Raw genomic sequence first — 13,976 nt, forward strand, 5'->3', positions numbered from 1 at the left:
TGTTCGCATCGATGTAACTGGCGATGTTTTACTCGCGCTCAGGAAGCATAGCGCTTCAGGCTGTGCGCCTCGACCGCCTCGTGTGAGCGAACTCCTCCATGAGATCAGCGGCCCGACTAACGCTTTCACTCGCTTTGGTCATGCTCGTGGCAAAATCACGTGCGCGAGCGGCGTACTCCGGTGCAAGAATCTTGCGGAGGTCTGCGACCAGTGACTCACGAGTCGTACTCACCAGGCGCCGCGATCTCCCCACCTTGAGTCTCTTCGCCATCGCTCCCCAAAGTTGCTGATCGATCAGCGTCCACAGGATGAGCGAAGGAACTCCGGCACGCAGACTCGCGGCGGTCGTACCGGAGCCACCATGATGCACGACGGCCCGACAGGCGGAAAACGCCGCTGAATAGTTCACCGCACCCACCACCTTGACGTGGTCTGGGTATACGTCACCGAAATCAGTCCAACCGGCGCAGATCAGCGCCCGCTCCCCTAGCTGTTCGCAGGCCGCACTGATCATCTCGAGCGTTTCGGCGGGCGACGCTGCTGACATGCTGCCGAATGCGAAACAGATGGGCGGTGTCCCGTCCGCAATCCACGACGCGACTTCATCGTCGGCGTCGGTGGTCAATTCCATTGTCAGCGCACCGACAAAGGGGCGCTGGCCGTTGAACTTGGCCCACTCGGTCGCCAACCCGGGAAAGCACGCCTCGTCGTACGCTTGGATCTCCAGCGCCGCGCGTTCTGCCAGCCGTTGGGACGACGGGCCTTTCGTTTTCGGGAGACCAAGTTCGGCACGTTGCGCGTCATCGACCCTTTTTGTTGAGCGCCAGTACACCCAATCGAGCGCCGTCATAGCGGAGCGGACGACGGGCCGGGGGAGGCCGGGGATCGTGTGTCTGTTAGGCCGTATCGGCATCCAATGCAAGGTGGCCAGCGGCAGATCGTAATATTCGGCTACGTTTGCCGCGGGCTGTTCGAAACTCACACCGGTGAAGAGCACATCGGCTCCGTCGGCGAGCGACATCAGAGTCGTGTTCATCTCACCCCAGCACTCGTAAATCGGTTCCCAAGCTTTATGCACCAGGCTTATCGGCTTACGAATGGTCCATATATCGCGGAAGAACTCACTCCAAAAAGTGCGAATGAAATTTAGGTCCAGGTACTCCTGAATTTCCATCCCATATCCGACCGCCGAGAGTCCCGCAGATTCGACGAATCCGATCAGATCCGGAGGTACCGCCATTCGAACTTCATGCCCCCTGCGCAGAAGCTCACGACCAAGCGCGGCACATGGTTCGATGTCGCCTCGCGTTCCATAACTCGCCAGCGCGAAGATCATCGCAGCATTCCCCCTCCGTGCGCACATTACCAGCGCGCGTCACACTCAGCGCTACCACTTTCCTTATACCGATGCAACCCGAGTCCCAAGGAGGTATTCGAGGAATCCCGAGGTTTCGGCTTCACCCGTGGCTGAAAACCCTTCAGGCACCGGCGAGCGCACGGTCCGACAGCGCACCGATCACGGGAGCCAGCAGTCGGGAATACTCGAGCGTGAGGTGGAACTGGTCGAGATACACCAGAGCGTTTCCCACGATCGGTGGACAACGTGTAACAGTGCAGAACAGAGCCGTGATGTCGGCATAATGCCCGCCGCCGGCTTCAGTCGAGGCAGTTTCGGCAGCGATGCCGGATTCGTTCACTGCCGCGTCTCGAGGCGCCGAACAAGCGGATACCTCGTCCAGGTGGCCAGACAAGCAGACAGGTACGACCGTGCCCGGATCCGGGATTGGGCCAAGTACCAGCACTTTCGAACCAGTAGCCCGCAGTTGTCGCACCAGCCGAGTCAAGCTCTCGAACCACGCTGTGTCGTAAGAGCGAAACTCGTTCGCCTTATAGAGCCGAGAGACGCTGAGGACCACCAACCGCGGAGGTTCCGCTTGCAGCCGGGTGAGGATCTCGTCACGCCACTGCTCGCACTCGGTGTACTGGCGCCGAAGCTGAGGCTCGGTGAATCTGAGGTCGAGTAAGGGGCAGCCAGCTTTCGTGAGCGTCTCCAACCGCCAACGCCGCTCCAAAGCGATGCTCTCGAAGGCACGACCCCACATCGCGGCGTTCGAATCACCGACAAGCGCGACCGTACTCGCCGACGTGGTGACACCCGTCGTGCACTCAGGATGTCCGACTTCGACCACGTTGCGCATGCACCCGTTGAGAAGCATGTCAGCCTTCTCTGCCCCTGCCTCGGCGAGCGGCGGCTCAAGATTGGACGGAACCATCTCCAGTTGTGAGGACGCCGCGACCGCTGCCCTCACCTGCGCGAATAAGTCTTGGACATCAACTTCGTAGAGCGCCGCGTTACCTCCCGCCGGACTGGGTTCCGCCGAAAGTGCGAGCGGCTTTGTTGCCGGCCCGCGGCCGACCGGGACAGGCATCGAGACGAGCAGTACCACCGCTACGCAGACCGCCATCGCGGTAGCCGCCCCGCCAAGCGCAAGGCTCCGGGCCGCCGACTGGCGAACAACCGGCTTGAAACGCAGTGGGTTCTCGATGAAGCGCAAGGTGAGCGCCGCCAAGCACAGCGACACGAGCACCGCCGCTAGCCTCCCGGCCAAGCCCAAAGAATGTCCGACCACTGCTGGCGCGAGCACCAACACCGGCCAATGCCAGAGGTACCACGAGTACGACACCTCCCCCAGCGCTCGCATCGGTCGCATCGACAGCACACGCCCGACACCTCGGTCGGATGCGGCGCATCCCGCCCCGATTACCAGTGCCGTGCCAAGCACCGGAATCAGCGCGGCGGCGCCGGGGAACGGAGTCGCTGCGTCGAACCGATTACAGGCGAACAAAGTAATCGCTATGCCAAACCATCCCGCCAATGCAGCAACACGAAGCGGCAGTCGGCGCCATTGGGCCACTGTGAGGGCGACCAAGCCTCCAACAGCCAATTCCCACGCACGCATCGGTAGTAGGTAAAACGCCGCCGTGGGCCAGATGCGCGTGACCACAATTGACCCCGCCAACGAGGCCGCCCCAACAACTGCAAGTAAGACGATGTATGGCGTCTTGGCCGTACTGACTTGGCTGGTATTCAGCCGGCGTATACGTCGAACGACCCAAGCAGTGCAAATAATGATCGCTGGCCATACCAGATAGAACTGTTCCTCCACACCAAGGGACCAGTAGTGAAGAAATGGGGACGGGTCCGTTTCACTGGCGAAGTAGTCGCTGGCTTGGAGGAAGAACCAAAAATTGCTGATGTATAGCGCACTGGCGATGCCATCGATGTAGATGGCGTCGGCAAGCAGCGGCGGCAAGAGGATCGCCGAGCTGAGCGTTGTAACGATCCCGACCAAAGCCGATGCCGGCAGCAATCGGCGGGCTCTAGCACCGAAAAACCGACGCAGGCGAACAGTGCCGGTACTCCCGAGCTCGCGCCAGAGCAATCCCGTGATGAGGAATCCAGAGATTACAAAGAAGACGTCCACACCGACGTATCCGCCGTCAATTCCCGGGATGGACGCGTGGAAAAGGACTACCGCGACCACGGCGACCGCACGCAAGCCTTCGATGTCTGTGCGGAACCCCGCTTTGGTTGGCCGCGAAGCGAACCTGGTGGCTCCCCCGTTATCACTCCGCGCGGCGGTAGCAGCTACCTCCCGCTCGTCAGGTTCGCCTAAACCGCGTACGCCGGCTGCCGGTGCGTCTGTCAACCTTTAGTTGTCCCCCGTTTGGTCAAATCCTGCTAGATCAAGATCAGGATAGTAGAAAACACTCGAATGCTACGGCATTGTGCCGTCACACGCGTCAATATCACGCGCCGTGGTCACCACCTGAGAAATGGCCTTTCCTCATACCGAAGCGGAGGCTTCATCGTCCCTCGGCCGAAACAACCGGGGTCGGGTGATCGAGCTAGATCGGCGGCCTAGGTATCTCCGTGGTCGGCGCATCGTCGCCTTCGTCGCGTCCCTCACCGAGCAGCAGCGATCGGACCAGAGGCCTCGGTCCTACCGATCGGAGCATGGTGCTCGCGGGGCGAGGACGGACCCGTTGCGGCCACCAGAACCACCGCCCGAGAAGTGCAGCGATCGAGGGTGTCATGAACGCTCGGACGATCAACGTGTCGAACATCAGCCCCAGCGCGATGGTGGTACCGATCTGACCGATGATCAGCAGATCGCTGACCACCATTGACGCCATCGTGGCGGCGAATACCAAGCCCGCCGTCGTAACGACCTTCCCGGTACCCCCCATTGCCCGGATGATGCCGGTATTGATGCCCGCACCGATCTCCTCTTTTATGCGCGAAACCAACAGCAAGTTGTAGTCGGACCCCACGGCCAAGAGGATGATCACGGTCATCGCGAGCACCATCCAGTGCAAGCTGATCCCTAGAATGTACTGCCATAGCAGCACGGACACGCCAAATGATGCGCCTAGCGAAAGCGCGACCGTGCCAACGATTACGAGCGCGGCAATGAAGCCTCGGGTAACAATGAGCATGATGGTGAAGACAAGGCAAATGGCCGCAATTCCCGCAATCCATAGATCGTATGTAGAGCCGTCGCTCCAGTCCTTGGCGGTCGATGCAGCCCCAGCCATATAGATTTCGGCGTCTCTGAGGGGTGTGCCCTTCAAGGCTTCCTCCGCCGCATGCTTTATCTGATCTACTCGCGCTATACCTTCAGGTGTCGCGGGATCGCCGCGGTGCGAGATGATGAATCTTGCCGCCCTGCCATCCGGAGACAAGAAAGAAGTCATCGCGCGTTTGAAGTCCGGATTATCGAATACTTCGGGCGGCAAGAAGAACGAATCATCGTTCTGGGCAGCGTCGAATGCCTGACCCAAGGCCGCGACATTCTTCGTTGTTTCGTCCATTCCGGCGAAGTAGCCCGACATTGTGCTGTGCATTGTCAGCATCATTGTCCGCATGTACTTCTGGAACTCGATCATTTTCGGCATCAACTCGAGGATCTGCGGCATGATCCTGTCGACCGTGTCGAGATCTTCGAGAAGGTCGTCCATCTTGAGACTTATCGAATCAACACCATCCAGAGTGTCAAAGACTCCGCGAATAGCCCAACATATCGGGATATTGAAGCAGTGCGGCTCCCAATAAAGATAATTGCGCAAAGGTCTCCAGAAATCATCGAAATCAGCGATCCGATCGCGCAACTCGTCTAATACGACCTTCAATTCGTGCGTCTGTACAGTCATGCGATGCGTCACATCGACCATTTCCTGCATCACCTTATACTGTCTTTCGGTGATGTTGATCATGCGGGTCAGGTCGTCAGCCTGCTTCAGCATGTCATCTATACGCAGCTTCTGGAATTCCATCATCTGCACCTGGCCCACGGTCTGAAGACTCATTAGGAACGGTATCGAGGTGTGTTCGATGGGCGTGCCTTCGGGCCGTGTAATACCTTGCACCCGGGACACACCAGGCACGCGGAAAACCGCTTTGGCCACTTTGTTGAGTATCAGAAAATCTGCAGGATTACGCAGGTCGTGATTCGACTCGACCGTCAAGATATCCGGCATGAGCCGCGTCTGAGAGAAATGTCGTTCGGCCGCGACGTATCCCGCGTTGGCGGGGATGTCGTCCGGAACATATAACCGGTCGTCGTAGCTCGTAGTGTAACCCGGGAGGGTGAGCAGACTGACCAAAGTCACGGCGCAGGTCGCTGCGAGAACAGGAGCCGGCCACCGGACGATAGCCGTGCCGAGCCCACGCCAACGTCCAGTCCGCATTTTGCGTTTCGGTTCTAGAAGCCCGAAGCGACTAGCAATCGAGATCCCCGCGGGAACCACGGTCACTGCAACGGCTACTGCGACAAGCATGCCTACAGCACACGGGATACCCATGGTTTGGAAGTACGGCAGGCGCGTGAAGCTCAGACAGAACAGGGCGCCGGCGATCGTCGTACCGGACGCCAATACCACCGGAGCGACACTGCGATACGTGGTGTAGTAGGCCATCTCCCGGTTCTCGCCGGCGGAACGCGCCTCCTGATATCGCCCAAAGAAGAATATGCCGTAGTCGGTCCCCGCGGCAATGGCTAGGAAGACCAGCATATTGACGGCGAAAGTGGACAATACAAAAATTTCGCTGTTGCCGAGGAAAGCCACGACGCCTCGCGCCGCTGCTAGTTCGACACCGACCATCACCAATAGAAGAATTACGGTGACAATCGATCGGTACACCAGCATGAGAACGGTGAAAATGATCACCACGGTAACCGCGGTGATTTTCAATATCGAGTGATCGCCGGCACGTTGCATATCGGAGGCTAGAGGGGCAGCCCCCGTGAGATACACTTCGACGCCGGGAGGAGGCGTTGTGCGATCGACTATTTCTCGAACCGCATTAACTGATTCTTCCCCAACGAACGTGCCTTGGTCGCCGACCAAGTTCAATTGCACGTATGTTGATTTGCCATCAGGACTTTGGACGCTCGACGCCGTAAGTCGATCACCCCACAAATCCTGCACGTGCTCGACATGCTTCGGATCATTTCTGAGGTCGCGTATCAGTCCGGCGTAGTACTGCCGTGCTTCCTCGCCCAGGGGTTCTTGCCCCTCGAGAACGATCATCGCGAAGCTGTCCGAGTGTGACTCCCCGAAAACCTCGCCCATTCGCGTCATGGCCTGTACTGACGGCGCATCCTTGGGCATCACTGAAACGGACTGCTGTCGACCGACTTTCTCCAACGCCGGGATGACTGATCCCCAATTTCCGTTCACCGCCGCCAATGTGGTGACGATGATAAGGAGTAGCCACGCCAGAATGATTAATCCGGGGAATTTGCGTATCGCCCGCGGGATAAGGGGCGGCCGAGTGCGTTCGTTGCTCATGGAATCGCGCTAGTCGTTCCTAAGCAGCAGCGAACGTACCAGCGGGCGGGGTCCGACCGACCGGAGCAAGGCGCTGGCGGGGCGTTGACGGACCCTCATCGGCCACCAGAACCATCGGCCGAGGAGCGCAGCGATTGACGGCGTCATGAATGCACGGACAACCAAAGTGTCAAACAGTAGGCCCAGACCGATGGTCATACCGACCTGGCCGATCGTCAGCAGGTCGCTCACCACCATCGACGCCATGGTCGCTGCGAAGACCAAACCGGCCGCCGTTACCACCTTGCCGGTGCCGCCCATTGCCCGGATGATGCCCGTGTTCAGTCCCGCGGCGATTTCTTCTCGCATTCGGGAGACCAACATCAAGTTGTAATCGGATCCGACCGCCAAAAGGACGATCACGGACATCGCCAGCACCACCCAGTTGATCTGGATGCCGAGAAGGTGCTGCCAGAAAAGCACTGACAATCCGAAGGATGCGCCCAGAGATAGCGCGACCGTACCGACAATTACCATTGCGGCGATGAGGCTTCGCGTCATGAGGAGCATGATTATGAAAACGAGACACGCTGCGGATACCGCCGCAATCAGCAGGTCGTACCTGGAACCGTCGACCAGATCTTTGACTATCGCGGCCGTGCCCCCCATATAGATGTTCGCGCTTTCTAGAGGCGTTCCCTTGAGCGCTTCCTCGGCTGCGACCTTGATTGGTTCCACACGCCCGATGCCCTCTGGGGTCGCGGGGTCACCCTTCTGCGAGATGAGCATGCGTGCGGCCTTCCCGTCTGGCGACAAGAAGATGTCCATCACGCGTTTGAAGTCTTCGTTCTCGAAGATTTCGGGGGGTAAGTAAAAAGAGTCGTCATTCTTGGCAGCGTCGAATGCCTTACCCATGGCAGTCGCAGTCTCACTCGACTCCTCCATGGCGCCGATCGTGCCGGACATCGTGCTGTGCATGGTGAGCATCATCGTCCGTGTGCTCTCCATGGTCGCGATCATCTGCGGGAATTCTGCGAGCATCCGTGGAAGGAGGAGATTCAACTGGTCGAGATTTTTCACCAGGTCTCGCATTTTCACAGTTACTTCGTCCACGCCATCCAAGGCGTCGAAGAGAGTTCTCAACGACCAACAGATCGGAATGTTGAAGCAGTGTGGTTCCCAGTAAAGATAATTACGAATTGGGCGGAAGAAGTCGTCGAAATTAGCGATTGAATCCCGAAGTTCGTTCGTAACGTCTTCCAACTCGTGTGTGGTCGCGACCATACTCTGCGTCGTCGCCACCATCTGTTGCATCAGCGCATACATGCGCTGCATGATGCCGATGGTGTTAGCCATTTCGTTGGCTTGCTCGAGCATGTCGTCCATTCGATCCTTCTGTAAGGGCATCTGAAGGACCTGACTGCCCTGCGACATGCTGAGTATCCACGGAATCGTGGTATGGGGGATCTGAGTGCCCTCCGGCCGAGTGATCGACTGTACGTCCGCGACTCCGGGGACGGCGAAAACCGCTTTGGCGAGTTTATTGAGGATCAACATGTCAGCCGGATTCCGCAGATCGTGATCGGCCTCGATCATCAAAATGTCGGGTGCGGCGAGACGCGATTCCGGAAAGTGTCGGGCCGCAGCCTCATACCCCTGGTTCGCGGGAATGTCTTTCGGGATGAACTCCTGATCGTTATAGCTCGGGTTGTAGCCCGGCAGTGTCAGTAGCCCGATGAGCGAGATCGCCAAGGTAGCGGCGAGGATAGGCGCCGGCCACCGAACGACTGCGGTGCCTACTCGACGCCAGCGACGAGTAACGATCAGTCGCCGCGGCTCGAAAAGACCAATTCGGCTCCCAACCGCTATTACGGCGGGAATGAGCGTCAGGGCTACGGCGACGGCGACTAAGATTCCCAAAGCGCCAGCGCTACCCAGCGGCTGAAAGAACGGCAGACGCGTAAAACTGAGGCAGGCAATTGCTCCAGCGATGGTCAACCCCGACGCCAGCACGACCTTCCCGACACTGCGGTAACACGTGTAATACGCGGATTCTTTGTCTTCGCCCGCTTGCCTCGCCTCTTGATATCTACCGGTGAAGAAAATCCCGTAATCGGTCCCTGCGGCAATACCGACGGAGACAATTAGATTGACGACGTAAGTAGTGAGTCCGACGAGCTCGTGAAGTCCCAGAAATGCAACGACGCCCCGCGCGACCTGCAATTGTATACCGACCATCAGCAATAAAAGAATGACGGTGATGACGGAACGGTAAACCAGCAGCAGCATGAAGAAGATCACCGCGAATGTCACGACAGTGATCAGAATGACCGTTCTGTTGCCACTCTTTCCGATGTCGGCGACAATCGGCGACGGCCCGGTTACATAGGTCGCCACGCCCGGCGGCGCAGGGAGCCCGTTGACGATGTCCTCAAGGGCTGCGACTGACTCATTACCTTCAGCCGAACCTGTGACGCCGAAGAGATTAACCTGTACGTAAACTGCCTTGCCGTCTTCGCTCTGGGCGGCGCCTGCAGTGAGCGGATCCCCCCAGAAATCCTGGACATGCTGCACGTGTTTTGAATCGGCCTTCATGCGCCGAATCAATTCAGAATAATAATCCCGCGCGTTCTCGTTCAGAGGTTGCTGACCCTCTAAGACAACAATCGCGAGACTCTCCGAATTCGATGTCTCGAACAACTCCCCCATGCGAATCGCGGCCTGATAAGAGGGCGCGTCACTTACGACCAGGGGAACTGACTTTTCTCTCTCTACTACCTCCAACGGCGGGACGAAGAGAGTGACAACGACGGTGATAGCCAACCACGCGAGAATGACGAGAACCGAAAATCGCCGGATCGTCCGTGCAATGAATGGTCGCCGTGTGGCCTGGTGCGACGGGCTACCGGCAGGTTTGTTCATCATGCGGCCTGGATCAGACACGATGCGAAAGCATTCGTTTGGTTAGAAATCTTTTCTGCCTTGACCTCGCCGTCGATGAGGATGCGGCAACCGATGCTGTCTGAATCACCCTGTGTCACAAGGCTCGCCACCGCCGTAGCGTTGCCGATGTCGAACTGCAACGACCATGGAAGGGAGGCACCCCGCACGGTCTTCGGATTGAATTCAGCGTCGAAGTAACTGATTGTGGCGGTGGTGCCAGGAGGGCCGAAGACCTCATACGTAAGGCGTTTGGGGTCGTACGGTTTGGTGTTAGCCGCTTCGGTATCGGTGTACGAGGGTCGCTGCTCCGATGCGAACATGCCGTGTAGGCGCGACACCGTGAACCCACCGGCGACCGCCACGACCACTATCACCAGCGGAATCCACACCCGCTTCAGAAGCCCGAAAATCGTAGACTCCCTCCACCTAGTTCCACGCTCGGCCCCGTATCGGCGACCATGCAACTACACACCGGACACGCCGCGCAAGAAACGGTCCCCTCGATGCAGGGGACGTCGCGAGCTCGGCGCACATCGTGCACCGCAAACATGGGCACCTCGTGCAGCGCACCGCGGTCCTGACGAGTAAACCATGCAGTTGTCCCCCTAGATCAGGCCGTTCCCAAGGCGATATGAGATCGGAACACACACGAGTGCGCGAACGCACGATACGAAACTGACGACCATCCCGCAAATCGCGGATAACACAATTAAAGCGAGGCCGGGGAGTCTACCTTTCCTGCCCTTCACCTGGAAGGAAACAAAATGTTACGGAGGTTATCCCCCAGGAGAGGTGGACTCACGCACCACTCGCTTCCACGGCTGCGCGAGCTCATTGCCATAACCATGGCGTTGACCACGCTCGGAGAGAGTTACCTTGTATCCGAACGACATTCACGCGCTACTCGAACTCACCCCACCGGCAAGCGCGGATACCCGCGCCGACCGGCAGACTTTCATGGAACTCGGGGGAGCACCGCGCCTTGTTGGCCAGAGCAGTTGGCGCAGGCCCCTGCGAGGGCCGCTAGTGTTCATGTAACGCGCGGTTTGACCGGGACGAAATGGTGGTATATGCCCTGCCAAGTATGCGCAGAGCAAATCTTGGTAGTGTTCAAATCGGGTTGGGTAATCGTCCAGGGAGGGACTCAGACATGATTAATTTGTCCGTAACGAAAATGGCTGCCGCTTTTGGGGGGTTGGCGTTGTCGGCCATGGCTGGAGCCGGAATCGCGGCTGCTCAGCCGGATATCGGGCCCATGATCAACACAACCTGCACGTACGACCAAGCGATCGCTGCCGTGAACGCGGAGAATCCGACGGCTGCGCAGTACTTGAACCAATCGCCGCCGAACCTGGAGTTCCTGCGTATCTACTTCGCGTCCTCACCGGCTGAGCGCGAGTCGCTTCTGAACCAAATCAAGAACAATCCGGGCATTGATCAGGCCATGCCGGTCTTCCAGCAGATGATGACCAGCTGCGTCAACTACTGACGACACTGCTGCCAGGCTGCGTTCAAACCTCGGTTGAACGAGGTCTAGTCAGACCACCCCAGCCGTCGTAGGGCCTAGCGGACTAAAAAAGTCCGCTAGGCCCTACTCTTCTGTCGATGATGCTCGCCCTAGGTCCGCTTAGGAATAGACTCCGCGCGGCACGATCCAGCCGGTTTATCGACCCCTTTGGCTCTTACGGCCGAGAGGGGGTTAACCCCCCTTACCTTGTCCGGAAAACGGCATTTTGGGCCGCCCCGGCTTTCCGTACGTTGAAGTAGTGGTTGCTGCAGTGATGGATCAGGAGGTCGCGCCGGTTGTGGCTGGCACGATACAGCCACCCGCGTATCGGCATCGACACCTCGGGGTCGTTCCCAGCGCGTCGCTGATCACGGGCGCGGTGCTCGGCATCTTCTGGCTGTGGGTGCCGATCGCGGTCGCAATCGCCGCCGTCGTGTTCATCCCTTCGGTCCTCGGATCCGTGCTGGCAGTGATCGTCTTCGTCTACTTGATGCGTGGTGTCGAATGGCTTGAGCGACTACGTAGCCAGGCTGTTTTCGGCATGAGCATCCCAGTCCCACCCCGCAAAAACTCGCCTTACAGCGGTGTTCGGCGTTGGCTGCACCAGCTATGGCTGGATATTACGAGCACGCGGTTCTGGAAAGGCTGCACACACCACTTCATCCGGACGGGCTATGACATCGCCGCTGGCGGCTTGGCACTCGTCTTACTGGCGTTCGCTTTCCTGGCGCCGGCCGCGACGATCGCCGTAAGCCGCAGCGACGACGACGCCGGACTCTCGTTCCTTCCGCCCTCTCTCACCTGGCCATTGGCGGTGGTCGCGTTGATCGCTGCAGTAGCCATCGTGGTCTTCGCACCGCTTCTCGATGCCAGAATCGATCGCTGGCTGCTATCGCAATCGCCGGCAGCGATGCTGCAGCACGAGGTGGACGCACTGGCCGACGCCAGGCTCGGCGCTGTGTCGTCGGCGCACACCGAGCGGAACCGCATCGAACGCGACCTCCACGACAGTGTTCAGCCGCGACTCGTATCGCTGGCCATGACAATCGGACTTGCTCAAACCAAGCTCGACACCGACCCGTCTGCCGCCAAAGCGCTGATCGTCGAGGCACATGAGGACGCCAAGACCGCCCTCGTGGAACTGCGTAACGTCGTACGAGGCATAGCGCCGACGATCCTTCGCGATCGCGGCTTGGATGCTGCCCTCTCCGCGGTGGTACATCGCGCCGCTGTACCGACCACGCTGGACATCGACTTGCCCAGACGAGTCCCACACGAGACCGAATCCGTTGCTTATTTCCTCGTCGCCGAGGCACTCACCAATGTGGCGAAGCATGCTCAGGCATCTCGGGCCGAGGTGAGGGTGAGACTCGACGAGCCGGAAAACACGCTTCACGTCTCGGTTTTCGACGATGGTCGCGGTGGCGCACGCATCACCAGCAGCGAGACCGCCACCGGCCTCCGCGGTCTAGCGGATCGGGTGCGTGCCGCCCGAGGCACTTTCACTGTGTCCAGTCCTGACTCCGGGCCCACGACCATTACAGCGGTGCTGCCATGCGCATCGTGATCGCCGAGGATTCAGCATTACTTCGTGCCGGTGTCGAACGCATTCTCACCGACGCCGAACACCAGGTGGTAGCGAGCGTTGGGGATGCCACGGACCTGCTGGGTCTGGTCAAGGAGACCGATCCCGACCTCGTCATCGTCGACGTACGGATGCCACCGACCTTCACCGACGAGGGCATTCGGGCCGCGGCCCTCTTGCGCGACGAGAACCCCGAGTCACCGGTGCTCGTGCTGTCCCACTACGTCGAGGAGCGTTACGCATCCGACCTCATCAGCTCGGATACCCGCGGCTTCGGCTACCTGCTCAAGGACCGCGTCGCCGACGTACCCGCATTCCTCGAGGCGGTCACGGTCGTTGGAACCGGCGGTACCGTGCTCGATCCCGAAGTGGTCTCACAGATCCTCGCGCGATCGCACCGCCGCAGCGCACTCGATGAACTCACGCCACGCGAGCGGGAAGTGCTGCAGCTGATGGCCGAAGGTAAGACCAATTCTGCGATCGCCTCGACCCTGTACATGTCGACCGGGTCGGCCGAAAAGCACATCGCTTCCATCTTCACCAAGTTGGGGCTCGCGCCCGATGACACCGAAAACCGCCGTGTCCTCGCCGTGCTCCGCTACCTCGAGTCGTAATCGAAAGGACCGATCACCATGAGGACAATTAAGACAGACCGGGAAGTCGTGGAGGGCGCATTAGCGCTCATCGAAAGTGACGGCGGCTGGGCGCAGGGCACCTACTGCCGCGATGCCAACGGCCGTGAGGTGCAACCGGTCGTTGGCTCTCCAGGCGAGTGGGTGACCGTGTACACCGAACACGTCGGCGCAGGAGGCTACCGGGTGCGCACGGAACCCGGTGCTACGCCATGCAGTTTCTGCCTGGAGGGCGCGGTGCGTACGGCTGCCGGTTATTGGCACCTCAACCAGGCGGGCGCGGTTCATGAGCAGGCGGACCGCGTAGAGGACCTGTTGCTGCGACTGGCAAATGCCTCGGCCGTTCCCGGATGGCTCGACTTGCACGCCTACAACGACGATGTGCACACCACTCAGGCAGACGTTGTGCTGTTGCTAAAGCGCGCCGTCGTCCACCTCGATGGCGATGAGCATCCTTGAGCAGCATCGCAACCGT

The 13,976-nt window shown here is 59.4% G+C and carries 9 protein-coding genes; 4 read left to right on the forward strand and 5 right to left on the reverse strand.

The genetic code is table 11. From position 1 onward, the window contains the following. Positions 1-55: 55 nt before the first annotated feature. The 5 genes from AU072_RS02485 to AU072_RS02505 all read right to left on the reverse strand — a co-directional run bounded on the left by AU072_RS02485 (position 56) and on the right by AU072_RS02505 (position 10,175). Positions 56-1,336 (reverse strand): glycosyltransferase, encoded by a 1,281-nt coding sequence (locus AU072_RS02485; RefSeq protein ID WP_064412241.1) that lies wholly within the window; start codon positions 1,334-1,336, stop codon positions 56-58. A gap of 142 nt (positions 1,337-1,478) precedes the next feature. Beyond that, entirely contained in the window at positions 1,479-3,710 is a 2,232-nt protein-coding gene (locus AU072_RS02490; protein ID WP_082680719.1) for an acyltransferase family protein, read from the reverse strand. A gap of 199 nt (positions 3,711-3,909) precedes the next feature. Then, the gene (locus AU072_RS02495) at positions 3,910-6,855 is read right to left on the reverse strand and encodes an MMPL/RND family transporter (protein ID WP_064412242.1); all 2,946 of its coding nucleotides are present in this window, start codon (positions 6,853-6,855) and stop codon (positions 3,910-3,912) included. A gap of 9 nt (positions 6,856-6,864) precedes the next feature. Next, on the reverse strand, positions 6,865-9,756 hold the full coding sequence (locus AU072_RS02500; protein ID WP_064412351.1) for an MMPL/RND family transporter: 2,892 nt from the start codon (positions 9,754-9,756) through the stop codon (positions 6,865-6,867). Beyond that, positions 9,756-10,175 (reverse strand): MmpS family transport accessory protein, encoded by a 420-nt coding sequence (locus AU072_RS02505; protein ID WP_064412352.1) that lies wholly within the window; start codon positions 10,173-10,175, stop codon positions 9,756-9,758. Before AU072_RS02505 ends, AU072_RS02500 begins: the two co-directional genes overlap by 1 nt. Before the next feature lie 752 nt (positions 10,176-10,927). On the opposite strand from AU072_RS02505, the gene AU072_RS02510 reads away from it, so the two are divergent. From AU072_RS02510 to AU072_RS02525, 4 genes are all read left to right on the forward strand, one after another. Continuing rightward, positions 10,928-11,266, forward strand: coding sequence for a hemophore-related protein (locus AU072_RS02510; protein WP_064412243.1), 339 nt, complete (start codon positions 10,928-10,930; stop codon positions 11,264-11,266). A 292-nt stretch (positions 11,267-11,558) separates the two neighbouring features. Then, positions 11,559-12,851: a sensor histidine kinase gene (locus AU072_RS02515; protein WP_064412244.1), complete on the forward strand. Its 1,293-nt coding sequence runs from the start codon at positions 11,559-11,561 to the stop codon at positions 12,849-12,851. Beyond that, complete coding sequence (locus tag AU072_RS02520; RefSeq protein WP_064412245.1) at positions 12,839-13,483, forward strand: response regulator transcription factor; 645 nt, start codon at positions 12,839-12,841, stop codon at positions 13,481-13,483. The genes AU072_RS02515 and AU072_RS02520 overlap by 13 nt, the downstream gene beginning before the upstream one ends. 18 nt (positions 13,484-13,501) lie before the next feature. Then, complete coding sequence (locus AU072_RS02525; protein WP_064412246.1) at positions 13,502-13,960, forward strand: DUF6197 family protein; 459 nt, start codon at positions 13,502-13,504, stop codon at positions 13,958-13,960. Positions 13,961-13,976 lie beyond the last annotated feature (16 nt).

Source organism: Mycolicibacterium novocastrense, from assembly GCF_001499835.1.
GTDB lineage: Bacteria > Actinomycetota > Actinomycetes > Mycobacteriales > Mycobacteriaceae > Mycobacterium > Mycobacterium novocastrense.